Raw genomic sequence first — 24,523 nt, 5'->3', positions numbered from 1 at the left:
TCAAATATAAGAATTCGGAACAGAAATTACATCCACAGCAAATGAATTTACTTATCCTACAGAAATCATTTGATGGACTTTTGGAGTTGATTAAAAAGGGGGGGAGTGAAAATTCTAATAGTTTTACTGTATGTGTTTGATAATGAGTTTTTTTTTTTTTTTTTTTTTGTTTATTTTTACTGTATTTATTGAGGTTTGATTATGTCCTGTGCTTTTTATAAAAAGAAGAAGCAATAAAGCAAAAACTACGGAATGGAGGTTTATGATCACTACAAAGTTCCACCCTCAGGCCAATATTTCCAGTGTGTGTTTGGTGCAACAGTTGGCTTATATAGTGCTTTATTGCCAGTCGCAAGTGCTTCTGCAATCTGAATAAATGTTTCCATTTCACTCGGTAGTTGATTATCCGCTAAATCAGGATGAAGCCATTCATTCAGCTCTAAGAATATCGGTAAATCTGATGGAATGCTCAGCGATATTTCGGTATTGGTTAGCCAAATATGATCCGAATATTCAGGTACTAAGCTTCTCATTAAATCCCAAGGGGCAATTTTATTCGGCTATTCAAGATCAATTTGTTTCTGTTTAAAAAAGTCGGAATTCGTATTTAACACAATAATTTGATCTCTAATTTTTATGGTTTTAACATTACTATCCAAATATGGAATATAATTTTCGTCGTCATAAAGAAATGACTCCGTATCAGAATCACTTACGAAACAATTGAAACTGACATTATCATAACCGTTAAGTAGGCAATTGCCATAGACATAGGCAATTGTTGTAAAACCATTGACATCATAATCGTGATTGTTAAACGCAAAAATTTCAATTAATATTGCCCATCGACTTTCATCTCGAAAAATTACCATTTTTGATCTCCATGATAGTAATAGCCGTTATCCAACATTGGAAAGGTATAATTTTTAGCCTCTAGGTCAAGTTGACTCAGTATTTCTTCTCTTGCTATCATTTATTTAATTTTTTTTAATTCATCCAGCAATTTATTCTGCTTGATAATGAAAGTATTCAGGCTATCTGTTTCTAGAGGATGCGCATTTTGATATTTTTCAATTTCAGGTAGCGTTTTTCTGATTTTAAAAGCAGTATAGGTGCTAACCAGATTTTCATTATTTTTAGTTATTTGACTGACATGATCTGTTATATTTTTTACTTTAAGATCGTATCGATCAGCACTGGCACTAATTTCCTTTTGTACCTGTTGTTTTACTAGTGAATCTGTAATGGCTTTCGTTCGTTCATTGGCATCCTGATAATAAGAATTAGTGGTTTCGAGTACATTGTTATAAACAGCTAAAACTTTTTCTGTTTCCTCTAATGTTTTCACAATCCTGGAATTGAGAGCTGTAAGGTTTTTGTCTCCTTTTATCAATTCGGAATAGATATTGTCTACAGTTATATTATTTCCTCGATAACTCTTAAAAGAACCTGAAGCAGCCGACTCAGCATTGTCCACTGCATTTTCTACAAGGGGGGAGTTCTGTTGCGTATTTTTTTTGCAGGAAAGTATAGACAGAGCTAGTGTGGAAGCGAAAAAAATATTTTTCATATTTGTTTTGCTAAACGGTATAATATTATAGCTATCATAGATGTCTCCATAATTAAATATAGACATTTAACTTCCATTTTCCAATGATCTTTGACTTGTCCCTTTCTGCATATAAGAAATTACTTAGAACAATCGAATTTGTTCATTGGTGTTTCAGCTGCTCTTACAGCTGTCAACTTAGGTAACGTTGCACAAGAAATGTAATATGCTTTCAAACAGTTATAAGACTTAAGTGATCAATTTAATATTAGTGAATAAGATTATAGAAAATGGCTGGCAGCCTGTTCAATATTGAACGGTTAGTGTTCAATAACGGTCATTATTAAAAAAGGAATTCGCTCGTAGTGTATTGGCAAATAGTGTGTTAAATTTATTGGCAAACTATTTGGAATCCCCATCCAAGTACAAAATAAATAAAAGATGGTAAAACCTATTTCCAATATGTTCGAAAAAACTTCTAAATATGTATTGATTATCCTATTCAGTTTATCATTTATGCTTACCTATGGGCAGCGTAACGAAATTATGGATAAGCCAAAAGTTGATGAGCGTATTGAGATTCTGAGTATTGTATTTAGACTTGCTGGCAATCAAGAGTATAGCTCAGGTATTTTTAAGCGCTATGTTGATCGAATCAATGAACACTATGGTCCTTTTAAAGAACACGAATTGATCACCTTTGTCAAGAAGATTAAAAATGAAAATGGCATAGCGTACGATGCAGTGATGAGTATGGCTATACATCTTGATGATAAGTTCAATCTTAAGCAAAAAAATATCAAGGAAACCCTGGACAAAAGGTGGAGTAGAGCTAATGCTCTTCAATTCGCAACACTGTTAAAGAAGTTTTACAAAGACAGTAATAGCAAAGGATTTTTTCAGGATAACCAGGCACTGTACAATGAGGTACAAAAGCGCTTTCTTCCAATTTATGAACATATTGAATTGGACTGGTACCCTAAATTCTATGGTAAGAAACCATCCGAAAAGTTTTTGATTGTGAATGGTTTGGGGAATGGCGGCGGTAACTATGGGGTAGCCATTAAAAATCCACAGGGTCTTAAGGAAGTCTACGCTATTATGGGGACATGGAGTATGGATAGTCTTGGCATGGCTGAATTTCCTTTACAGAGCTATTTCCCTACATTACTTCACGAGTTTAACCACTCTTTTGTTAATTATTTATTGGAAAAAGACACGACAATTTTTAGAGACAGCGGTGAAAAATTATATAGCGTCGTGAAGGAAAAAATGAACGGGCAGGCATACGGTAGCTGGCAAACGATGTTGAACGAGGCATTGGTTCGAGCTGCGGTTATTAAATATCAAAAAGATCATAATTTCAGCTCCGAAGAAATCTCAAAAGAAACCAATGAACAGCTAGATAGGGGATTTCTTTGGATTGAAAAACTTGTTGATGAACTTGAACACTTTGATCGTCAGCGAGACTTATATCCTACTTTAGAGAGCTATATGCCTGTACTTGCCAAAGCTTATCAATCTTACGCTGCAGATATTTCTTCTTTAGATGCAGCTTTTGAAGAAAGAAGACCAAAAATCATTTCTTTTGAGGGAATTCAGGATGGACAAACCAATGTCAACAACACCTTAAGGGAGCTGAAGATAAATTTCGACAGGCCCTTATTGGGACAGGGACGGTCATTTAGGGGAATCTCCAAAGACAGTTTTCCGGTGATAAAAGGACAGCGCTATTCTTCAGATAAGAAATCCGTGCTTATAGATTGGGAGTTAGAACCAAACAAAACCTATGAGATCATCATTACAGGGAATGCATTCCGGACTGCAGATGGGATACCGATGAAAGACCATTATCTAAAATTCAGTACAAAGTAATTTACTGCTGTCTTGGCCGATAATTGACCATAGACATAATCAAATGTGGCAAAGGTAACTCACATTATTACTGTAGCTGTTAAATAGGTTCATTCCATTGTGGTATACCGATAAACATATCATTTACAAATTTTTCTGTATACCGCTGCATTCCAGTTTCCTCCTTATCAAAGTAGGTCTTTATTTTTGAACAAACTTTAGGATTGTAGCATAACCTGACCCGGAAGTTTTCGATCCATTCGGCCCGTATAACAATGGTAATTAATTTTTTCGTATCTCTGGACAAGCCGATTACGGTAATAGCTTGGCACATCCCAGCATACCAATCGATAATATACACTTTGGTCCCCGGGCTAAACTGTTTCGTGCCATATCGGGTTTGCAGTTTCCCTTGACCATAGCTAATTTCCTGTTTGATGTTAGCTACCAATGTCCATAATGGTATCGATTCTAATTGATCCATACTTATTCAGCGCTATTTTAATTAGTTTATTTCCCATTGTCAAAATCCTCCCAACTGTATACCAGCGAGTCATTTGTCTGAAAATGCAATACGATTAATGAATCTGTTGCCAGTGGTATTGCAATAGCTTTTGCCAATGCCTCGTTTTGATATCCCAGCAAAAGTAATATAACAATACAGACCTGAAATATTTTCACAACTAGCTTCATGATATGGCGTTACTGGTTTTTGAATTTACAAAACAGGATGTGAAAAGGCAAAATAAATAGCTCAATAATTATAATTTCCATCTCCATTTTTTATCTTAGTACTACATAACCCAAGTATATCAAAAGTGAGATTTCAACAGTTGGCAAAAATCTACAAGAAGAGTAATAACGGATGTTAATAGCGGTGTAGTTGTTCAAAAAACCTTAGTTGCTCCCTATAGAAATGATTCAAGAGATCAAAGATGGATTAAAGCAGGGTGCATGTATTATGAAAAGAAGAAATAGGTTAGGTTTTGTTTTATGGGCAATTGTACTTGTTACAGCTGCTTTCGTCATTTATAAAATGGCAACATTCTCACTATTTGAAAGCGAGGTAAAACGTCTAGTAGAGTTTGATGTTCCTGAACAGGATTATAAATTGAGAGTGTATCATGTCCCATCAAATGCTACAATGCTTGACTATATTCAAGTTAGGAAATTTAAAAACAACAAAGAGGATATCCTTGAAAACTACGAAAGGTACGATTCACTAGTATCTTATTTGTTGTCTGATACATCACTGGAGCTAAGGATTATTAATACCGTGCAAATGAAACCTAGAATAGATACACTGATATTAAGATTGAAATAGCTATATAATACAAGGCCAAACTGATGAAAGATTCAAAGAGAATTATTGAACAATGGTACTGCCCGCAAGGAGTGATGAAAGACCAAGATTTGTTCTTCGATCGACTCGGCAAAGGGTAAGAAATAGAACTGCATATATTGCGCATTCCATCTCGTTGGTGGTTCGATATACAGTTTGCTGAAGAACATTAATTATATTTATTCATCAAATTATCGTTAAGCGAGTTTAGGATGAAGGAATTATTAATTATAGATATGCAATTATAAGAATGATGCAAGATTCGATTATGATAAAAGATGTACTGTGGGGCCAGTTTGGAGCTAGTTTAGACATGCTCGAAAACGCGATCCATATGTGCCCCGATGAACATTGGGACACTACATTAGATTTTTGGTACCTGTCTTTCCACTGTCTCTTTTGGACAGATTATTATTTATCTGTAGAACCCAATAAATTTGAGCCACCAAAACCTTTTACATTTTCAGAATTTGATCCGACGGGCAAAAAACCGGACCGGACATACACCAGGTCAGAAATTCTTGCGTATTTGGAGCACTGTAGACAGAAAGCTAGAAAGCATATAGAAGGACTCACACCGAGCAGAATGAATGCCCGTTGGATCAACGAATCTAAAAACTTTTCTTTCCTTGAGATTCTATTGTATAATATGCGGCATATTCAGCATCATGTTGCACAATTGAATTTATACCTTAAACAGACAATTGATCATGTTCCGAAATGGGTATCTCAGGTGAAAGAATAAACTAGTGCTAAGACCGATCCGAGACGCTTTTTTTTAACTCCTGTATCTCCAATAATGTCGCAGAAGACAAACCTACTATTCGTTATCACTAAAAAAAGACCAATTGAAATTATAGACCTGCTTTTGATGATGGAATATGTAGTGATTAGGATCAAGTTGTCTTGTAAAATGTATTTGCATGGACAGGATCGAGATTTTAAGTACTACTGTAGCAGATTAACGAATTCACTCGTATTGTTGATGATCAATAATAAATAATCAAGAAGTTATAAAAAGAAATTACAGAATCCTATTTCCAGCCATCATTATTGTCGTTCTTAGCTCTTGCAAAAAAGATGAAAAGATAGCCATTGATAACCTTATCGGTAAGTGGACCGTGGCAAATGATGATCTTAAAATGACCGTAGATGGTTCCGTTACATACAAATTTAACTCAGATATGACCTGTATTAAGAATATCTACGATGCGCTTTCAGATCGAGATACTGCTATTTACAGAACCTATGTAATAAGTAATGATAAGACTTTGGTGACGCTCTACGATGAACGAAAGATATATACAGAACAGTATCTGATAAAAAAATTGAATACGAAGGAAATGAAATGGGAGAACGCTTCCCCAAATGACGGTAATGAGAATAAGAGGTTAGTTCGCTCTAACGATCAATAGAGTTCATTAACAATAATGTCGTAGCATAAAAACTTGAAGCAGCCAAAAGAAGAATTTGAAGTTGCATTAGAAATCATCCAGTAGGAATATGCGAGGTTTTCTATAGATAATCGCCTATACTGATGTCCTGGATAATTTTATTTCAATATTGAAATTCTCGTGTTTTTCTACCAGGCAATTATCTTACAATAGTTTATAACCAGTGCTGAAATGCCGTCATCTTGGAGCTGCATCCCAATATAGTAGTCCATCCCTCAGTATAAAAAGGAATAGAAAACAGTTATTAAATATCGTGTAAATTTCATCTTAGAAAAGGAATAAGAAGAGGATTGCAAGAGCGGGAATACTAACTATTTCTATCCAGATGAAGTTGTTTTTTATGTACAGGAAAAAATGGAAGATAATATTTTTACAGTCAACAAAGTTTTTGTTTCAACGACATCATGGGCATCATTTTATGGTACAAAGACAAAATGTATCTTTGCGCAGATACACAAATCTTTTGGATTGTAAACTGATCACCGATTTTTCGGTAACTCCCGGTTACCGCTTATATAACCTTTCTTTTTTCAGGGATTATTTCTAAAAACAATATGCTATTGGACGCTGTCCAATAAATGGAACATAAAAAAAGCAAATGAATTTTGATATCATTAAGTGTGAAGACCTGCAGCAGGCTATACACATACCAAATACGACGGAAGACCATAAGGAAGAAACCTGGTTTGTGAAATTTGGTGAAGAAATAATAGGAGTTGGGCTTTTTTCAAAACACAGCGGGCGTTGTGTTTTGGCAATTGTTGGTGATGCTTATGATGATAAGAAAATAATTGGCGATATCAATTCACACGATAAAATTATTATTGAAGGATTGAGTATAGCTTTTGAAGGGTATTTAAGATCCATTCTCGGTGATGTAGTGATTGGCGAAAAGAAAGTGGATGATAAGTAACAATAATGATATATATAGAAACGCCTTCAAAATTTTAGGCTGTTTATAAGATCAAAGTGATTAATTTTAATAATCAGTCGTTCAAATAGAAACTGATACAAAAACCTTTTACTTTTTTTTTCGCAATAAAAATCTTTCATTTGTATAGCAGAGAAAGTTGTGATGATAAGAAAAGATCTTTTGATCGAAATAGCTGAAGAGCTAGAGGATTACTGTACCAATGAATCGGTGAATGGTACGCTTACTGATTTTTTAAAATACATGTATCTCAAAAATTCAATTGGGATGACCCAGACACGTAAAGTTGGGGGAGAGCATGCTATTGTCACGGAAAGAGATGTCCCGGCAGAAGATTTGGGTAAACTTCTTTTAATGATGAATCGTTATGCGAAACATTACATAAAGTTGGCATTCGAAGGAACCCATCTGCAGACTCCGGAAGATTTTACCTTTCTAATGGTGTTATTCTCTTATGATAAGCTACTTCAGACAGAACTGATTAGGAAAAATGCTGTCGAAAAAGCTTCTGGTACAGAAGTCATCCGTCGATTAATGCGACTTGGTTTAATCGAAGAAGCACCCAAAGTCTCCGATAAAAGAGCCAAACCAATCTGTATTTCCAATGCTGGCCGTGCTGAACTGTTTAAGGTGCTGCCTAACATGAAAACGGTAGGTAATATCCTGATCGGCAACCTTTCAAACGAAGAACGCGATTTATTAATAATATTACTTGCTAAGCTCGATCACCATCACCATACCCTGATTGATATGAAAGATGTGACCCATCTTGAACAATATCTCAAAAAGGATTGAGATAAGTTTAACCTATCTCTATTTTAAAAATTATTCTGTATTCATTTATCTATAATGCTGAATATCAATTGTATGATTTTGATATGAAATAGCGTGCATAGAAAATATTTCGTCGTTTTTGTACTACAATTCGGTCATGTCTTTATTATTTTTAAAAAAGTAGTATTATTTAATACTAAATTAGAGTATAAATAAACTATATTTGATTTTGAATTTTTAAAGGTAGCTGTATGTTTGACAAAAATTTCATTTTAACTACACTCATTATGCTAAGTGCTTTATCTGGTTTCGCCCAAAAGAAAGTACTCTCTGGCATTGTGAAAGATGCAAATACAGGTGAGACTCTAATCGGTGCAGTTGTTTCGGAAAAGGATACAGAACGAGCAACGTCAACAAACAAGTATGGGTTCTATTCCCTAGTACTCGAAGCAGGAGAGCGGATCGTGACCTTCAGTTATGTGGGGTACGAAACTCAGACAAAAGCAATCTCCTTAAATGAATCATTAAAGATTGATATCGAGCTCATACCTAACCAGAATGCATTGCAAGAGGTTGTTGTATCGGGCGTTCAACGCAATAAAAATGTGCGTAGTCCACAGATGGGATCATTCAAATTTAGTATGGAAGAGATAAAAAACGTACCTGTACTATTTGGCGAGAAAGATCTGCTCAAGACGATACAGCTGCTGCCCGGTGTGCAGAGTGGAGGCGAGGGAAGCACAAATTTTTTTGTTCGTGGTGGAGGGGGAGATCAGAATCTGATTTTGTTGGATGAAGCAATTGTTTATAATGCCGCTCATCTTTTAGGTTTTTTTTCCACCTTCAATTCTGATGCGGTTAAAGACGTGCAGCTGTACAAAGGTGGGATACCAAGCCAATATGGCGGACGAATATCTTCCGTTTTGGATATTACGATGGTGGATGGAAATCAGAAAGAGTTTTCTGCTGAAGGCGGTGTTGGTCTTATTGCATCGCGCCTAAAGGTATCGGCACCTTTGCCTGATGATCGCGGATCATTCATGCTCAGTGGCCGGCGTACATATGCGGACCTTTTTCTCAAACTTTCAAATGATCAGGATGTGAAGCAGAGTAAATTATATTTTTATGATTTAAATGCTAAACTAAACTATAAGATTGACGAACGAAATAAAGTCTTCCTTTCGGGTTACTTTGGAAAGGATGAACTGGGTTTTTCAGATAAATTTGGTTTTAACTGGGGAAATACAACAGCTACTGTGCGGTGGAATCATATTTTCAATGATCGCTTGTTTAGTAATACCTCCTTAATTTACAGTGATTTTAATTACAATGTTGGCGTCAATGGTAATAGCGGTGACTTTGATATCGCTTCCAAAATTGGGAATTGGAATCTCAAACAGGATTTTTCTTTTTACCCATCCAATAGGTCCACAATCCGATTTGGCGCAAATGCGCTGAACCAAAATATTCGACCTGCAAGTTTAGCTGCTGACAAAGATGCCAATGTCAATTCGATTAGCATTGAAAAGCGTAAGGGCTGGGATGTAAGCGCTTATTTTTCTCATGAATGGAAAGCCAACGATCGCCTTTCCTTACTGTATGGTTTCCGATTGTCGGATTTTATGGTGATGGGGCCAGGTACTTTCTATCGTTTTGATGACGACAGAGATGTTATTGACGAACAGTATTTTGGAAAGGGAAGGGTAGCGAAGCATTACATCAATCTGGAACCCAGGCTATCTGCAAGCCTACTTTTAAATTCCCTGAGCAGTATTAAACTTTCCTATAATCGGATGGCGCAGAATCTGCATCAATTAACCAATTCCACTTCGGCGCTTCCTACAGATCAGTATGTGTTGAGCAGCTTGAATATCAAACCGCAGCTCGCTGATCAGATTGCTTTCGGATACTTTCGAAATTTCAACGGTAGCGCTTATGAATTTTCAGTGGAATCCTATTATAAGGCCATGGCCAATCAGATCGACTTTCGCACCGGCGCTGATCTCCAGGCTAACGAATTGCTTGAAGGAGAACTTCTCTTTGGTAAGGGTCGTGCATATGGTCTTGAATTATTGCTACGGAAAAATAGTGGTAAACTAAGTGGATGGATAGGTTACACTTTATCGAAGAGTGAGCGAAAGTTTAATGGAATTAACCAGGGAGCCTGGTTTAATGCCCGGCAGGATCGTACCCATGATCTTTCCTTGGTGACCATGTATAAGTTGTCGGATAAATGGTCTTTGGGGGCAAATTTTATTTTCAACAGTGGTAATGCAGTTACTTATCCAGCAGGGAAATATGACTTAAACAATACCACATTATTTTATTATACTCAGCGAAATAGCCATAGATCGCCAATTTACCATCGTTTGGATCTGTCTGCAACGTATGAACCTCAAAAATCAAACAAACGTTTTACTTCCAGCTGGACATTTGGGCTATATAATGCCTACAACCGACGCAATGCCTATATTGTGGACTTTAGGGAAAATGAAGACAATCCCAATATAACAGAAGCCTATCAGATTGCATTATTTGGTATTATACCATCAGTTACCTGGAATTTTAAGTTTTAATATTATGAAAAGAAACCTACTTACAATATTGGCGCTTCTGACTGTTTTATTTTCCGCCTGTGAAAAAGTGATCGATCTAGAGCTGGAAAATAGCGAAGCGCGCATTGTGATTGAAGCCAATTTAAATGATTTAAACGTAGATCAGCTCATTAGGGTTACTAAAACTGTCGCTTTCGGTACAGATAGAAAGAGCGACCCTATTTCCGGTGCATCGGTGGTGGTGCGGTCTTCTGCGAATGAGGAAATAGCTTTTTTTTATGAGCGCGATGGTTACTATCGTGCCCAAAACTTCCGCGTCCGTCCAGGAACAAGATATAGCCTTGAAATAGAATTAGAAGGAGAATATTATCGGTCTTCGGTAACTATGCCTACCTACGTGGCCGTTGATTCCCTAGGAATCTCAAAAGAAAAAATCTTTACAGAAGAGCGTTACTATCCAACCTTTAAATTTTACGATCCGGCACAAGTAAACAATTATTATCTGTACGAAATCGCTATCAATAATTCTCCTATACGGTTTGCTTCAACATATAACGATAAGTTCAACGATGGAAAATATGTTACGCATGAAATCTCTGATCGTACAATAGATTTGGAGCTGAATGACGAAGTGAGGATAATTCGGTACTGTATTGATGCCAGTGTTTACAAATTTTGGAATGAGTTTCAATCTGCAAATCCTGGCGGGGCAGCTCCAGGAAATCCAAGCTCAAATATATCTAATGGGGCCTTAGGCTATTTTTCAGTAGCATCTTCAGGGACATATTTGTTTAAAACGCAGGAATATATGGAGAAATTAGAATGAGACGGACTTGGATATATATATTATTTGGTTTAATTTTATACTAAAAATCAGGTGTATTAAAACAAATTTAGGATATTAATGGTATAAATATATACTTTTTTATCTTTTAGACCATCATAAGTGTGCATTTGAAAACTAATTTGAGGAGAAAATTATAGTGTTGCCAGTGATCAAGCTAATGAATAAAGCAGAAAAAATTGAAAAAAGCTGATCATAATTAAATGAATTATTTAACGAAACAAAGATGAATATAGCAATGATGAGTAAAAAAAAGTACATGATCATGTTGTTATGTATGCTGTTTGGATTGACGGCATATAGCCAGAAAAGTAAATATCAATTATCAAGTCACATTCTGGATATTTCAAAGGGAAATCCTGCTCCGGATGTTAAAGTTGATTTGGAGAAATTGATGCCAAACAAGCAATGGGTTACTGTGGCAAGTGAAAAAACGGATAACAGTGGTCGCATCGGTACTTTCCTGGAAACTGGTAAAGTAGACAATAAAGGAGTATATAAACTCAAGTTTTATACGGAAAGCTATTTTCTTAATCAAAAAATCGAAACATTTTACCCATTTATCGAAGTCGTTTTTGAAATCAAAGACGATAAGCATTATCATGTTCCGATCACTGTTAGCCCATTCGGATATGCAACATACAGAGGGAGCTAAGTAAAATGAAATAAACGTAGAATCGGAAGATAATCTATAGGCCTATGAAGAGACTATTTGATGAACTAGCATATGAAGTAAGCAAAAGAACGACCGAAAAATATAGCACAAGTTTTTCGCTCGGTATTTTGGCGCTAAAACCCTGTATTCGTAATAGTATCTATGCAATTTATGGCTATGTGCGACTTGCTGATGAAATTGTTGATAGCTTCCATGGATATGATAGAAAGCGTCTTTTGGGACAATTGTATCTAGATACCAACTGTGCTTTAGAAGAAAGGATTTCTTTAAATCCAATTTTGCAGTCCTTCCAAGAAACTGTGCACAGGTATAAGATCGACGTCGAGCTGATCAGCCAGTTTCTTCATAGCATGGAGATGGATCTGAATAAGGTTGACTACAATTCCGAAAGTTATAAGGAATATATTTATGGTTCAGCAGAGGTGGTAGGACTTATGTGCTTACAAGTATTTACAGAGGGAGATCGAAAGCTGTACGAGGAGCTCAAGCCTTTTGCAATGAAATTGGGATCAGCGTTTCAGAAAATAAATTTTTTACGGGATCTCAAACAGGATTACCATACGCTTGGAAGAACCTACTTCCCCAATCTGGATATGACAGTCTTTGATAATACGGTCAAAAGTCAGATCGAAAATGAAATTCATACAGAATTTAAGGAGGCGCTTTTGGGAATCAAAAAACTCCCAGCTTCAGCAAAGTTTGGGGTTTATCTTGCCTACAAATATTACCTTTCACTTTTCGCGAAGATCCGTAAAAAATCTTCAAAAGAAATTTTAGAACATAGGATTCGCATACCGAACACCCATAAAGCGCTTGTTGCCCTAAAGAGCTATTTGCGTTACAAAATTGCTTATTTATAAAACAGCGCAGCATTCCGCTTCACGATGTTGTAGAAAAGATTAAGAAAGCTTATATATGAAAAAGATTTTAATTGCCGGGGGGACTGGTTTTGTAGGTGGGTATCTTGCTGCACACCTTAAGAAAATTGGTTATGAGTTACACCTCCTTACGCGGACACTTAAAGACCAATCTGCAAGTGGCGTAAAATATTTTGAGTGGGATCTGAAAAAAAGCTTCATAGATATCAATGCCTTCGATGGAGTCGATACCATTATTAACCTCACTGGTGAAAATATAAGTGCAGGTCGATGGACTTCCTCACGTCGCCTTGAGCTTATCGAAAGTCGTGTATTATCATTGAATTTACTATTTGAATACGTCAAACGCCACGAGCTTAATATTGATAAAATCATTTCATCATCTGCAGTAGGTTATTATGGAGCATATACTTCAGATACCATCCTTTCTGAAGATTCTATTAGTGGAAATGACTTTTTGGCTCATACTTGTGAGGTATGGGAAAAGGCCGCATGGCAGTTTGAAAGCTTGGGTGTCAAAACCGTTATTTTACGAAAAGGTATTATTTTAGGTAGAAATGGCGGGATGTACGCCAAGCTTGCTCCTTTGGCAAAACTTGGTATCAATGTTTCTTTAGGTGATGGAAAGCAATATATCCCATGGATAGACATACATGATGTCGTGCGCATGTACGAATTTATTCTTGATCGGACGGATATTCGGGGTGTGTATAATGCCGTTGCTCCTCAACATATCACAATGAACGATTTTGCGTATGTATTGCTTAGGTCATTTGGTAGGAGTAGCGTTTTGCCAAATATACCTGGTTTCGTTATTAAACTATTGTATGGTGATATGGCTGCTATGCTATTAAATGGTTCTCGTATAAGTGCCGAAAAAATTAGAAAAAAAGGATTTAAATTTAATTATGATACCATTTCAAGATCGCTGGAGAATTCCAGTAAGTCAGTTATTAAAAGCTAGTGATTATTATGATGTTTATTTTCCTGAAAAATAGTTTGCTTCTAGATGCAGATAAATGGAAAAAAATATATTGTACCTTTAGTGATGGCTAAAAATAATGTATTTACGTTCAACCAGGTTTTACCTTATCCCACAAGTTGGAGCCTTTTCATTATTATTCCCTGCTTGATATGCTATAGTATTTTATACTATATTTTTTTTAAGGCAATATTCCATCTTTCGCTCATGATGTTTTTCATGCTCATCTACTTTGGTACATGTTATATTATTTTAAAAGCGCTCTCCCTGCGTATGACAATTTGGTTTGATGGAGATTTTATGTATGTACAAAAAGGAAATGGAGCTCCGAAGAGGTTCTTAAAAAATAATATTTATGGATTTTATGCTTACAATTATGAAACCGAATCAGCTACCTTAAAAACCTCAAAGATATATTTCAGGTTCTGTTTGACAGTTGGGAAAGATATTTATTTAAACGATGTCGAATATAAAAACAAATATGATGACATTAAGGGCAGTAATCTGAAGAAATTTCTGAAAACGGCACAAACAGAATTTCACTTTTCGAAAACATCTAAAAACAGCCTTCAAAACATATATTGGTATTCCAATCAAAATTAAAAAGCGTTATTTTGGCTGGAGAAAAATAAAGTATACTAAGTTTAATGAACAAATTACTTATTGTAAACGGATTGGATGGATGGAAAAAATAAAACGAGCAATGTTAATATTGCCCGTTTTATCATTATCGACACCACTTTGATGTAATAAGAAAACATCATTGAATGTATGCTGCCAATAGATAGTTGATTTTATGGCAACAATATTTAGGGCATCAATACAGCATCTATCACATGAATAACTCCATTGGATTGATTGACGTCCGCAACTGTTACTTTTGCGCTATTACCTTTTGCGTCTTTTACATATACATCGTTCCCTTTCATCCAAAAAGTAAGGTTTCCACCTTGGACTGATTTGGTTACATAGGTTCCTTTACCATCCTTAATCGCTTTGGTGATCTGTGCGGCACTCCATTTTCCAGGAATCACGTGGTAGGTCAATATTGATGTTAATTGGGCCTTGTTTTCTGGAAGCATTAAGTTATTTAGGGCCTCTTTGGGTACTTTAGAAAAGGCGTTATTGGTAGGGGCTAAAACAGTAAAAGGACCAGGTCCCTGTAAGGTTTCTACAAGGCCAGCAGCTTTTACTGCAGCAACCAACGTAGTGTGATCCTTGGAATTGACCGCATTTTCAATAATGTTTTTGGAAGGATACATCGGTGCACCACCTACCATAATAGTTTTTTCCTTTGTTTGAGCCTGCCCCATGTAAGTGCTTCCCAATAATGTTGCTGCAGTGGCAGCCGCCCATAAGATTGATTTAATTTTCATGATCTTTATTTTTTATCTGTTATTTAAAATCTTTATATGATCATTTACGATGAAATAGGTTACTTGGATTGCAGAGAAGAACAAAATTTGCTGATCCTGATAAAATAGCGATTAATAAATGAAAAAATTGATAAGAAAATTATAAAGCGGGTTGTATTTGACTTAAGCCACTTTGTCAAATTTATCAATTATATAGCTGTTAATCGGAAAAATGAGCTATGATATTAGATAAAAAATGTACGGAAAACATTTATATTTGCAGCAATTATACAAATGGATGTAAAAAGATTTAAATCGGGCACAATAGCTATTCTTTTGCTATGCTTCATGCTGATGAGCTTCAGCCGGATTTTTATTTTAATAAGTTTTTATGCAAACCGCAGTGAAATTGTCAGCACCTATTGTGTAAATAAAAAAAATATTTCGTTACGCTGCGAGGGGAAATGTTTTTTGATGCATATGTTAAAAAAAGAGGCAGAGCGTGAGAAAGACGTTCACGAATATTTCTCAAAAATTCCAGTTATGCTTTGCCGCCATTATTTCCCAATAAATATCAGTAAAGCAATTGTATCAATACGTATAAATGAAAGGCATAAAGCGCATGATACTTTATTTCGCAAGTTTGATTTTTTTAATAAAATACTTCGGCCGCCCACGGCTTTGGCAGCATAAATCTGCATGATTTGTTTGGTTTTAATTCAAGTTTGACCCAACAAATCCTCTGCCCTATAATCTTCACTTTTTAGTTAGCATTGAACGTATGTTGACATACTGAACCGGTTTATACCACTTTTGCTGTACTTGGTTTAATTCTATTCCGCATTGACTATCAGTCAATTTAATTTATTATACTCTTGAAAACGTTATATTTAAAGTATTTTTTAGTTTTTACGCTTTTATTTACAATTTTTAGCGCCGATGCACAGTCGCAGAATTCTGATACGCTATTGCCAAAGCAGCTAGATTCAGTTTTTATTAAATCCCAGTTTAGGAAAGATAGATCTAGCTATCAGTCTGCACGAATAAACATACGTGATTACGAGAATCCACAGGTTACAACAAGTGTAGGTATCAACCTCACTAAAAATAGAAACTATTATACCCAGACCGCTATGTTGGCAAATGCAGCCGGCGTAACCCCTAGCTGGGCAGGTGTTGCACCGTATTTTACGATTCGTGGATTTCGGACCAGAAGCAATTTTAGAAATGGCCTAAATGCTTACCTACATTACAGCGATGAAAATAGCAACATTCAACAGCTGGATGTCATTAAAGGGCCAAGTGGTACCTTGTTTGGCGGTACAAATATGGCTTTCGGTGGATTGATCAATATTCTCACCTATATTCCCGTGGATAGTATATTTACAAATTTATCGCTCGCTACGGGCAACAATGCACTCAATCGCGCCAATATTGAAATAAATACACCACTGGACTCAGCACATAAATCCCTGTTCAGAATGTTTGGGACATATACCTCCAAAAAGAGTTTTCAGGATCAGGGATTGAATAAAAGCCTATTTCTGGCACCAAGTTTTAGCTACCAGTTAAGTCCTGACCTTAAGATTAGGATGGAGGCAGAATTCTTGCGAAGAAATACCACTAATAATCCATTGTTTACCCCTGGAAACCCACTTATAGGCGATATTGCCACAAACGCACAGCATTCTAATGATCTCAATTTAGACTACTTTAGTTCCTATACGAATAACGGCTTGCTTTGGCGAACTTCTTCACTGAATTTTTATGGAAAAATAAGTTATGCCATTTCGCCGGCTTGGCAGTCTGAAACAAATCTGGCCAGTACAAACAGTACATCAAATGGCGATTATCAAACAAACCTGCTGCTCAACAATAATACTGCGGTAGCAAGGAAAGTATTACACTATGAATCCGAGGATATCAGTAACTATCAGGTCCAACAAAACTTTATCGGTAATTTTAAGATAGGGGGCTGGGAAAATAAATTATTGATCGGTCTTGACTACCAACGCTATAGTTATGGAGCAAACTATAAAAATGCTGGTTACGTGGATACAGTAGCTATTGCTAACCCTTCACCTGCAGCTAATTTATTTCATGCAGATCTGATCCGAAATCTCGTAATTTCCAAGCAGCCCAATAATTCGGTTGCTCCTCAAAATAGCTATTCGGCCTATGTTTCAGATGTCATCAAACCTACCGATGCGTTGACGCTGATGCTCAGTGCCAGGTACGATAGATTAATCAATTTGGGTACAAAAGATGTATTGACTGCCATCACAACTGCGGATTATAAACAGTCGTCCATTACGCCTAAAATAGGGCTGACTTATCAGCTTATTCCAAAAATTATAACAGTTTTTGGGAATTATATGAGCGGATTCCAAAATCTCGCTCCGATGAGTGCAAATGGCATTGTGTATAATTTTAAACCCCAATACGGAAGCCAGCTCGAGACTGGTGTCAAAATAGCGGTTCCCAACAATGCACTTGACCTCACAATGAGTTACTATGATATCAGGGTACGCAATTCGGTGATTACAGATCCAGAAGATGCGACAAAATACTCGCAGGGGGGAAAGCAGTATAGTCGTGGTGTAGAGTTCGATATACAGTCCGAACCTTTGCCCAATTTTTTTATTCATGCTGGTGGAGCTTACAATGCAAGTAAGCTAACGGTTGCTGATGCCTCCCTTCAGGGATTAAGGCCTGTAAACGCTGGTCCTAAATGGTCTTTTACCTGGTATGCTAGCTATGAAATGCCGGTAAATAGTGACAGCAGGTGGAATGCTGGATTTGGAGGGAATTACGCTGGTGAGGATCTGATTATCAACAGTAAAAGCGCTGGGAGTTTTTATACTAATGCATATACACTTTGCAATGGCAATATAGGTTATGATTATAGACAGTTTCAATGTAAATTGACGGCCGAAAATTTATTTAATACACGTTATTATTATGGTGGAAGGGGTTTTATTACACCAGGAAACTTGCGGCAGTGCATTTTTTCTATGACCCTGCATTTTTAATGCTATTATCATATTAAATGAATAGTTGGATTTTTCACCGCTCGTTCTGCAACCTAAAACTGGAAGAATTTATTCTTCTTTTTATAAAATCATACAGCGATAAGATGAGTGGTTATCGTATCTTTAAATAGAAATGTGAAGTCTAAAAGGACTTCACATTTCTATAATTTATATATTTGGTGGTAAAACGCTGTCAATTACCTCTAATCTCGATCTTCTTTGAAAATTCTTGCTCCGTCGCAGAATAATCGTACTTATATAGTCTTGCATCTTTCAATATCCACTTTTATCGCATTTTGACCAAACATTCGTCCTAAAAATGAACGCTTAAACTTTATGGATCATCGGTAATTTTATTCACATAAAAAAGGAGACACTTTCTATCAAGTGTCTCCTTAAGTGGAGTCACGAGAGTTCAATAGAACCTTTAGTGCCTTTATTAGAGTTTATAAAAAGGATAAAAACAGGCAAATAGATTTATATAGGACTAACCTATATAAATCTATTTGCCTGTTTTGTTTATCTAAATTTTAATGTTATGAAAAATGTAATTTTATTTATTATTATCAATATAGTTGTGGTTATAGGATACTTTGCGGCACTCAGTATGAAAAATCCTTTGATTGGATTTACTATAGTAATTGTAGCGTGGATTTGGCTTTTAAATAAGTCTTTTCCGCCATCTTAGGATTTTTTCCACTACTAGGATAACAGAACGGCCAATTTTAAGCAATTTGATTTTCAGGAACAGTTAGTATAAACTCGATAATCCCCTGAGAATACTAAAAACCTTTTTGCTCAATATAGTTCATTGGTCAAGCCAATGAACTATATTGAGCAAAAATTGAGCATTCTGTTTTGCGGCTGGATAGTTCATTCCTCTTTTTTCACTTTTGATGCCATGGAGTTGTGCCGAAAAAGGAGCGCCATCTCCGAATACCACAATCCTGCCTTTCCCAAACCTAAGGTAAGCGCCGTTTGCAAACCCTCTGCCCGACAGTCGGGGAATATCCTCTGGAATAGGTCTTTTTATCTGATTAGCATCATTGGGTAGGTAGATATCATATTCTTCATTTAATAAAGAAATAATATGTGCCTTCGTTGGTACGATAAACCCAGTTCCACCCCAGCACATGATACTGTCTATTTCCTTACCTGATCCAGTGGTTATTTCATTGGATAACAGTGTTTCTCTATCCTTTGAGAAGATCTCGGGACGTCCATTCTTAGGTAAGGCAAAACCGTTCACGATATGAATTCCAAATGCCGCACCAAGCTTTTGTACAGACCCGCCACAGGGCATGTGGTCGGTGACTAGAAATAGGCTTCCACCATCAAATACCCATTGACGGAGAGTTTCTATCTCCTGATCGGTAAAGGCCGAATAGGTGGGTAATTTCCAGTTTTCCGGATTATATAAGGCATTTATGCTGATATAGATTTTTGCTTCTTTTAATTGATCGTAAGAGATTTTTTCTTTAACACTTCGGAGGCGATATCCATCAGTTAGAAGGAGATCTGAAAAAGGAGCGTAGGCTCCTCTCAAAGTAACCGGATTGTTGTGTGCCTCGTCAAATAGGAGTAGAGGTCCATCACCGATCCGGTGGTGCGGATCGGTAATGGGATAATGAAACTGTTCATCTGCTAGCTGTTGGGCGCTAAGCTGAGCTGTACCCAGCAGAAGCAGCAGGAATAAGCAGGCAATAAATCTGTTCATAATATTTTTTTGAATAGGATTATTGGTCCGTCTTTATCCAAACATCATTTTCGAAACACTGCATTTGCTTTACCTTTCCATTGGCAACAGAAAATGTCAATGGGAAGGTACCATCATCATCGAGGAAGAAAAATTCAGAACGAGGGGTAAATGAAATTGTTTTGTTATCCCACAATTGTGTAAGCGTTAAGCCGGTTGAGGAGGCTTCTATTTGAATCTTAAAGTTGTTGTCATTTACCTTTAGATAAGTTCCGGCAAGCTGTTTCAGTTGGGATGCGGTTAGAGTCGCAATTTTATTAGGGTCAAATGAGACGCGCTCACATACAATTCTACCCAGGATCTTGGTTTGGCTAAAATCGCCGGAATCATCCTTTAAAAATTCTATGGCATATCCTTCGTTTTTGGATTCAAAATGCGTATCATCTTTACGGACCAGCTGATATCTTTTTTTCTGATCCCACAGCTGTGTGGCATACAGGTTATTATCGTGCTCCTCGAAAGCAATGTAAGCTACTTTATTGGGTAGCTGGTAGTAGCCTTGAAATGATTTTAGCGGAACCAACTGTTGTTGCTGGGGGCTACCCTTAGGGGAGGACTGGGCAAATGTATCAATCGAAGCAAAAAGACAACATGCTCCCACCAGAAGACCATATGTTGCTTTGGAAAATCGGCGGATCGCTCTCGAGTATCCGCTTAGTTTGGTGTATTGTATCATAATTTTTTTTGTTGATATGATACAAGAGTAGATCTTTTTGATAAGCTAACCGTCCGAATGGATGCAATCGAACAAACTTCATTGTGTCTGGTTATTTTGATTATTTACTATGGACTTTCATATATTCTGTCGGCGTAATGCCTGTTGTTTTTTTGAAGCAGGAATAAAAGGTCGTTCTTGAATTGAAGCCTGCCCTTATTGCTATTCCAAACATATCAAGTTGCTTGGCTTCGTCGGATAATAAAAGTTTTTTCGCTTCCTCTGTGCGAAGTTCGTTGATAAACTGATAAAAATTTTTCTCCAGTCCATTGTTTATGATGTAGGACAGATCATGCGGATTGATTCCGATATGCTCCGCAAGGGATGATAGTGTTAAACCCGGGTCGAGATACAGCTTTTCAGCTGTTGTTTTTTGTAATAATTTTTCTTTCAATGTGTCTACCTGTTGCGCTGTCAGCCGCTCTTCGGCCTTAACCTTTTGATGCTCCGCTTCGTTGATGAGGTTTTCTGTAGACTCAATAGTGTAAATTGACCGTTGTGTTAGCGTTGCGTACCCAAGTGCCACTGTGCCCATAAAATATAAAATTGGGGCGACTGCACTAAATACTAAATGAACCATAGCCAGCAGGCGGACAACAATCATCAATAATAGCGCAATCAAAAGATACTTCAACCAGGCCATGTTTATCTTTTCCGTATAGGAAGATAGCTGGCGAATGTTTTTCTGGTGTATTTTGAAGAGGCTATAACAGGCAATCCAATAAAAAATACATTGTGCAAAAAAGAAATATTTAATAGCAAAGATAATCCATTGCGGTAATTGAGGCGGATGGATGTGACTATTAAAAAGTCCGGGTATTAAATAGATGATCGAGAAGAAAACGAAAGCGAGGAAAGGAACAAAATGTAGTCCCCAATACCGAATTGTTGCTGTTGGTTTGACCATGTAGTGAACGGCCAGGTAGAAGCAGGGGAGTGTGGCCCACCGAGGGAGTTCCAGCGCATGGATCAATCCTTCGCTCTCGATATGAAAACCTTCTAGAAAAAGCTGGGTAAATAAGCATCCCATCAAATAATACCATGTTCCTAGCCATCGATCCGCCTGGGAACAAGTGTGGTTAATACCCATAAAGATTAAGGTGCCGAGCAACAGAAATGCACCTGCTGAAAAAGCATGAAAGGTATACAGTATATTGATCATGAGCAGTAACAAGTTATCATTATAACGTGAATTTAAACATAATTGATCAAATGGTGCTACATCATCCAAATGGGTACTCCGATCCAACCATTGATGGATAAAAGGGCGACAAGATAGCATAAAAAGAAGTTATTGAAGGCTAAAAACAGACGAAGCCATAATGGGTTCAGTCGAGACCAGCGGCTATAAAGCAACATGCTGCTTACGGCAACCAAAATAGCAAATAAGAGCATGCCCAGAAATATCGAAAAACTTGTTCCATTAAAAGAGACAAATAACTCTTTATGGCTGGCGTCTGTTTGTCCCATGAGACGATAAGCAGCGAGAAAACAGCATGTTCCTACTATTGGCAATAAAGGAATGGCCAGGTCTATAAGTTTCATTTTTCGAAAGAGCGTAAGAAATATTCCGATAAAGCTATAGATGAGATAAATTAAAATAGCCATAAGTCCAAGATAGATAGGCAACTTTTGGATTAAAACAGAAGCCCGAGATACTTTGCGATAGAAACTATTGCCATAACCTTGAAAGAAGGGCTGGCCGTTGGGATCTTTGGCTAACACAAAAGCCGGGAGGATATCATCTTTTAGCCGGAAGATGCCATTGCCCACATGGACAAGAGAATCGAGCTGTCCGTTTTCTTTTCTTACGACGAGTCTATCTTTGCTGACCGCCGTTAGTTCAATACCTCCAAAGATGCGTCTGTAAAATTCCCAGCGTTCATTTTTGGGATTCATAAGTTGATAGTATCCGAGTAGCGGTTTCATTTTCTGTTCATTTATCGGTAGACTGACAGGTTTCGGAACAGAAATGTCCCTTGTCAAAAATTCTTCAATAGCCTGCGAGATTGGCCAAAGATTGACAACACTATTGGCTGATATCGCATAGGCTATACCAGCTTCACGGTTAAAGAATAACCAAGATACAAAGCCTTCCCCTTTACCGTTGTGGCCCCTTAAACTGACCTTTTTATTATTCGGGAATAGATCATTGCCGAGGGCATATCCTGTCTGTAATCCAGCGCGGCTCGCTAAGGTACTGTGAATGGTCTCCATTTCCTTCAGGCCGGCATTGTCCAGTAGGCTACTATCGGTACGATCATTGAGCAGATATATCATGAATTTTGCCATGTCCTCAGCAGTGGATACCAAAGCACTTCCGGCCCCATTTCCGATAGGGCGATAGAATGGAATTGGTCTGTATTCCCCATTTTGAAAGTCATAACCTGTAGCATAGCTGGGTCTCTGAATACCATCAAGATCAAATAAGCTATTGTGCATATTTAATGGCAAAAAAATCTGCTCTTCTAAATACCTATTCCAAGGAATGCCTGAAACTTTTTCAATAATATAGCCGAGTACGTTGTAACCTGGATTGGAATAGGACATCATGGTTCCCGGTCGCCAGCGGACTGTAAGCGAATTGCTAGCAGCCTTGATGGCATCGATACCGGCAAGAGGCTTTTTTTTGCTCAAGTCTACCATGCTGTTGAGTTGAACATCTTCAAAGCCGGCGGTATGTTCGAGCAAGTGAACTACCCGTACCGGATCTGTAGCTTCCCAATGATTTTCAAAGGGTATTTCGGGCGCGATATCACGAATACGGTCATTGAGTCTTAGCTTACCTTTAGCCACTAATTGTTGTATACCCATTGCCACGAAAAATTTGGTGACAGAGGCGAAGTGAAATTGCGTTTGATGTTCTACCTGACGACGTTGTTTAAGATCAGCATAGCCCAGTCCGCCCGAGTACAGTATACTGTCTTTTTTTACAATAGCAACCAGTAGACCGGGTATATGTTCATTCTGAATCACAGTATCTAAACGTCTATACAATTGGCTAATATTGCTGTCAGATATTGTAGCTGTGTTTACCTGTGCTGATGCAGTAAAATAAATTGCCACAATGAACATTGCGAGAGAGAAAGTTTTTAAGTTGCTCATAAGCTTTTCTTTTTTGCAAATTAGCAATGATCTTTACTGGTCTTGTCCGTGTCCATCCAAACGGATAAATCTGTTAAAGTTTTTTGAGTGAATTCAGATTATTACAATCTCGCTAATAGAATTATATAGGATTTTCCTATATAATTCTATTAATAATTTGCTCTATTCCATTCGTAATTACCTTTCGATTTCGAATTGTCCTTATCTTTTCCTTCACTAAATTTTTATACCATAGATAATTCTATTCTCCTCGTATAATAATATTTGTAATGATATTGCGATGTAGCATTAATAAAACTATTACAGGAAGGATTGTAACTTTTAAAAATACCATTAAAATATAGCACAATAGTAGATAATACTGTAAATTGTAATACTGATTCAAGTGTTTGGAATGCCAAATCCCTAAGGAGATATCGAACCCCTGAAAAAAGAGTGCAGAGATGCCATACAACTTGTTTTCCGCCTCTTTGGTAACTAAAGACTAAAAAATTTTGTTAAAATTTTCGAACTCTAAATGACCATGCTTTAACAGATTGGCTCATAGTTTTTTATGGGTATAAAAAAAGGAGACAACCTCTATCAAGTGTCTCCTTAAGTGGAGGTCACGAGAGTTCAATAGAACCTTTAGTGCCTTTATTAGAGTTTATTAAGAAGATAAAAACAAGCAAATAGAATTATATGGGATTAGCCCATGTAGTTCTATTTGCCTTTCGGATAA

At 36.9% G+C, this 24,523-nt stretch carries 22 protein-coding genes and 1 pseudogene; 13 read left to right on the top strand and 10 right to left on the bottom strand.

Annotation, left to right across the window (positions count from 1 at the left end; all coding sequences use genetic code 11):
- Positions 1-269: 269 nt before the first annotated feature.
- From K2F45_RS27535 to K2F45_RS20500, 3 genes and pseudogenes are all read right to left on the bottom strand, one after another.
- Positions 270-872 (bottom strand): annotated as a pseudogene (locus K2F45_RS27535) (DUF7003 family protein).
- A complete protein-coding gene (locus K2F45_RS27530) occupies positions 866-973 on the bottom strand; it encodes a DUF7003 family protein (RefSeq protein WP_420833006.1) in 108 nt (35 codons plus the stop codon). The pseudogene K2F45_RS27535 and the gene K2F45_RS27530 overlap by 7 nt, the downstream one beginning before the upstream one ends.
- Complete coding sequence (locus tag K2F45_RS20500) at positions 974-1,570, bottom strand: hypothetical protein (RefSeq protein ID WP_075994919.1); 597 nt, start codon at positions 1,568-1,570, stop codon at positions 974-976.
- Positions 1,571-1,990: 420 nt separating this feature from the next.
- Here K2F45_RS20500 and K2F45_RS20495 point away from each other — a divergent pair, with 420 nt between their 5' ends.
- Positions 1,991-3,424 carry a DUF4932 domain-containing protein gene (locus K2F45_RS20495; protein WP_083663716.1) on the top strand — a complete coding sequence of 478 codons (1,434 nt, stop codon included), beginning with the start codon at positions 1,991-1,993 and terminating at the stop codon, positions 3,422-3,424.
- 79 nt (positions 3,425-3,503) lie between these two features.
- On the opposite strand, the gene K2F45_RS20490 is transcribed toward K2F45_RS20495, so the two are convergent.
- Both K2F45_RS20490 and K2F45_RS20485 read right to left on the bottom strand, forming a co-directional pair.
- Positions 3,504-3,887: a hypothetical protein gene (locus K2F45_RS20490; protein WP_075993678.1), complete on the bottom strand. Its 384-nt coding sequence runs from the start codon at positions 3,885-3,887 to the stop codon at positions 3,504-3,506.
- A gap of 26 nt (positions 3,888-3,913) precedes the next feature.
- On the bottom strand, positions 3,914-4,096 hold the full coding sequence (locus K2F45_RS20485; RefSeq protein ID WP_075993677.1) for a hypothetical protein: 183 nt from the start codon (positions 4,094-4,096) through the stop codon (positions 3,914-3,916).
- A 223-nt stretch (positions 4,097-4,319) separates the two neighbouring features.
- On the opposite strand from K2F45_RS20485, the gene K2F45_RS20480 reads away from it, so the two are divergent.
- The 10 genes from K2F45_RS20480 (at position 4,320) to K2F45_RS20435 (ending at position 13,821) form a co-directional block, all read left to right on the top strand.
- The gene (locus K2F45_RS20480) at positions 4,320-4,727 is read left to right on the top strand and encodes a hypothetical protein (protein ID WP_075993676.1); all 408 of its coding nucleotides are present in this window, start codon (positions 4,320-4,322) and stop codon (positions 4,725-4,727) included.
- A gap of 268 nt (positions 4,728-4,995) precedes the next feature.
- Positions 4,996-5,490 carry a DinB family protein gene (locus tag K2F45_RS20475; protein WP_248932318.1) on the top strand — a complete coding sequence of 165 codons (495 nt, stop codon included), beginning with the start codon at positions 4,996-4,998 and terminating at the stop codon, positions 5,488-5,490.
- A 439-nt stretch (positions 5,491-5,929) separates the two neighbouring features.
- Positions 5,930-6,160 carry a hypothetical protein gene (locus tag K2F45_RS20470; RefSeq protein WP_248932317.1) on the top strand — a complete coding sequence of 77 codons (231 nt, stop codon included), beginning with the start codon at positions 5,930-5,932 and terminating at the stop codon, positions 6,158-6,160.
- Between the two features lie 637 nt (positions 6,161-6,797).
- Positions 6,798-7,112, top strand: a complete 315-nt coding sequence (locus K2F45_RS20465) for a hypothetical protein (protein ID WP_120336459.1) — start codon at positions 6,798-6,800, stop codon at positions 7,110-7,112.
- Positions 7,113-7,274: 162 nt separating this feature from the next.
- The gene (locus K2F45_RS20460; RefSeq protein WP_075993673.1) at positions 7,275-7,925 is read left to right on the top strand and encodes a MarR family winged helix-turn-helix transcriptional regulator; all 651 of its coding nucleotides are present in this window, start codon (positions 7,275-7,277) and stop codon (positions 7,923-7,925) included.
- 266 nt (positions 7,926-8,191) lie between these two features.
- Positions 8,192-10,480, top strand: coding sequence for a TonB-dependent receptor (locus tag K2F45_RS20455; RefSeq protein WP_248932316.1), 2,289 nt, complete (start codon positions 8,192-8,194; stop codon positions 10,478-10,480).
- A 4-nt stretch (positions 10,481-10,484) separates the two neighbouring features.
- Positions 10,485-11,285 (top strand): DUF4249 domain-containing protein, encoded by an 801-nt coding sequence (locus tag K2F45_RS20450; protein ID WP_248932315.1) that lies wholly within the window; start codon positions 10,485-10,487, stop codon positions 11,283-11,285.
- A gap of 244 nt (positions 11,286-11,529) precedes the next feature.
- Complete coding sequence (gene uraH, locus K2F45_RS20445) at positions 11,530-11,958, top strand: hydroxyisourate hydrolase (RefSeq protein ID WP_237241766.1); 429 nt, start codon at positions 11,530-11,532, stop codon at positions 11,956-11,958.
- A gap of 44 nt (positions 11,959-12,002) precedes the next feature.
- Entirely contained in the window at positions 12,003-12,839 is an 837-nt protein-coding gene (locus tag K2F45_RS20440) for a phytoene/squalene synthase family protein (RefSeq protein ID WP_075993670.1), read from the top strand.
- A 55-nt stretch (positions 12,840-12,894) separates the two neighbouring features.
- The gene (locus K2F45_RS20435; RefSeq protein ID WP_075993669.1) at positions 12,895-13,821 is read left to right on the top strand and encodes a TIGR01777 family oxidoreductase; all 927 of its coding nucleotides are present in this window, start codon (positions 12,895-12,897) and stop codon (positions 13,819-13,821) included.
- Between the two features lie 827 nt (positions 13,822-14,648).
- On the opposite strand, the gene K2F45_RS20430 is transcribed toward K2F45_RS20435, so the two are convergent.
- Positions 14,649-15,215 carry a fasciclin domain-containing protein gene (locus tag K2F45_RS20430; protein ID WP_416366734.1) on the bottom strand — a complete coding sequence of 189 codons (567 nt, stop codon included), beginning with the start codon at positions 15,213-15,215 and terminating at the stop codon, positions 14,649-14,651.
- 273 nt (positions 15,216-15,488) lie between these two features.
- On the opposite strand from K2F45_RS20430, the gene K2F45_RS20425 reads away from it, so the two are divergent.
- Both K2F45_RS20425 and K2F45_RS20420 read left to right on the top strand, forming a co-directional pair.
- Complete coding sequence (locus K2F45_RS20425) at positions 15,489-15,887, top strand: hypothetical protein (RefSeq protein ID WP_248932314.1); 399 nt, start codon at positions 15,489-15,491, stop codon at positions 15,885-15,887.
- Positions 15,888-16,069: 182 nt separating this feature from the next.
- Complete coding sequence (locus tag K2F45_RS20420) at positions 16,070-18,226, top strand: TonB-dependent siderophore receptor (RefSeq protein ID WP_248932313.1); 2,157 nt, start codon at positions 16,070-16,072, stop codon at positions 18,224-18,226.
- Positions 18,227-19,034: 808 nt separating this feature from the next.
- Here the strand turns inward: K2F45_RS20420 and K2F45_RS20415 are convergent.
- The 4 genes from K2F45_RS20415 to K2F45_RS20400 form a co-directional block, all read right to left on the bottom strand.
- A complete protein-coding gene (locus tag K2F45_RS20415; RefSeq protein WP_248932312.1) occupies positions 19,035-19,943 on the bottom strand; it encodes a hypothetical protein in 909 nt (302 codons plus the stop codon).
- 19 nt (positions 19,944-19,962) lie between these two features.
- Entirely contained in the window at positions 19,963-20,658 is a 696-nt protein-coding gene (locus K2F45_RS20410; RefSeq protein ID WP_248932311.1) for a hypothetical protein, read from the bottom strand.
- A gap of 100 nt (positions 20,659-20,758) precedes the next feature.
- Positions 20,759-21,979 carry an AraC family transcriptional regulator gene (locus K2F45_RS20405; RefSeq protein ID WP_248932310.1) on the bottom strand — a complete coding sequence of 407 codons (1,221 nt, stop codon included), beginning with the start codon at positions 21,977-21,979 and terminating at the stop codon, positions 20,759-20,761.
- Entirely contained in the window at positions 21,916-23,802 is a 1,887-nt protein-coding gene (locus tag K2F45_RS20400) for a serine hydrolase domain-containing protein (protein ID WP_248932309.1), read from the bottom strand. Before K2F45_RS20400 ends, K2F45_RS20405 begins: the two co-directional genes overlap by 64 nt.
- Positions 23,803-24,523: the final 721 nt, after the last annotated feature.

This window comes from Sphingobacterium siyangense (assembly GCF_023277505.1).
Classification (GTDB): domain Bacteria; phylum Bacteroidota; class Bacteroidia; order Sphingobacteriales; family Sphingobacteriaceae; genus Sphingobacterium; species Sphingobacterium siyangense.
Note: the sequence above shows the minus strand (reverse complement) of the source record. Positions and strands in the feature narration are given on the sequence as shown.

Excerpts from the sequence above, each read along its gene's own strand:
- K2F45_RS20440 (WP_075993670.1), top strand. The coding sequence starts at position 12,003 with ATGAAGAGACTATTTGATGAACTAGCATATGAAGTAAGCAAAAGAACG.
- K2F45_RS20430 (WP_416366734.1), bottom strand. The coding sequence starts at position 15,215 with ATGAAAATTAAATCAATCTTATGGGCGGCTGCCACTGCAGCAACATTA.
- K2F45_RS27530 (WP_420833006.1), bottom strand. The coding sequence starts at position 973 with ATGATAGCAAGAGAAGAAATACTGAGTCAACTTGACCTAGAGGCTAAA.
- uraH (WP_237241766.1), top strand. The coding sequence starts at position 11,530 with ATGAATATAGCAATGATGAGTAAAAAAAAGTACATGATCATGTTGTTA.
- K2F45_RS20480 (WP_075993676.1), top strand. The coding sequence starts at position 4,320 with ATGATTCAAGAGATCAAAGATGGATTAAAGCAGGGTGCATGTATTATG.
- K2F45_RS20490 (WP_075993678.1), bottom strand. The coding sequence starts at position 3,887 with ATGGATCAATTAGAATCGATACCATTATGGACATTGGTAGCTAACATC.
- K2F45_RS20425 (WP_248932314.1), top strand. The coding sequence starts at position 15,489 with ATGGATGTAAAAAGATTTAAATCGGGCACAATAGCTATTCTTTTGCTA.
- K2F45_RS20485 (WP_075993677.1), bottom strand. The coding sequence starts at position 4,096 with ATGAAGCTAGTTGTGAAAATATTTCAGGTCTGTATTGTTATATTACTT.
- K2F45_RS20475 (WP_248932318.1), top strand. The coding sequence starts at position 4,996 with ATGATGCAAGATTCGATTATGATAAAAGATGTACTGTGGGGCCAGTTT.
- K2F45_RS20465 (WP_120336459.1), top strand. The coding sequence starts at position 6,798 with ATGAATTTTGATATCATTAAGTGTGAAGACCTGCAGCAGGCTATACAC.
- K2F45_RS20455 (WP_248932316.1), top strand. The coding sequence starts at position 8,192 with ATGCTAAGTGCTTTATCTGGTTTCGCCCAAAAGAAAGTACTCTCTGGC.
- K2F45_RS20410 (WP_248932311.1), bottom strand. The coding sequence starts at position 20,658 with ATGATACAATACACCAAACTAAGCGGATACTCGAGAGCGATCCGCCGA.
- K2F45_RS20435 (WP_075993669.1), top strand. The coding sequence starts at position 12,895 with ATGAAAAAGATTTTAATTGCCGGGGGGACTGGTTTTGTAGGTGGGTAT.
- K2F45_RS20470 (WP_248932317.1), top strand. The coding sequence starts at position 5,930 with ATGACCTGTATTAAGAATATCTACGATGCGCTTTCAGATCGAGATACT.
- K2F45_RS20450 (WP_248932315.1), top strand. The coding sequence starts at position 10,485 with ATGAAAAGAAACCTACTTACAATATTGGCGCTTCTGACTGTTTTATTT.
- K2F45_RS20400 (WP_248932309.1), bottom strand. The coding sequence starts at position 23,802 with ATGAGCAACTTAAAAACTTTCTCTCTCGCAATGTTCATTGTGGCAATT.
- K2F45_RS20405 (WP_248932310.1), bottom strand. The coding sequence starts at position 21,979 with ATGCTATCTTGTCGCCCTTTTATCCATCAATGGTTGGATCGGAGTACC.
- K2F45_RS20460 (WP_075993673.1), top strand. The coding sequence starts at position 7,275 with ATGATAAGAAAAGATCTTTTGATCGAAATAGCTGAAGAGCTAGAGGAT.
- K2F45_RS20415 (WP_248932312.1), bottom strand. The coding sequence starts at position 19,943 with ATGAACAGATTTATTGCCTGCTTATTCCTGCTGCTTCTGCTGGGTACA.
- K2F45_RS20500 (WP_075994919.1), bottom strand. The coding sequence starts at position 1,570 with ATGAAAAATATTTTTTTCGCTTCCACACTAGCTCTGTCTATACTTTCC.
- K2F45_RS20495 (WP_083663716.1), top strand. The coding sequence starts at position 1,991 with ATGGTAAAACCTATTTCCAATATGTTCGAAAAAACTTCTAAATATGTA.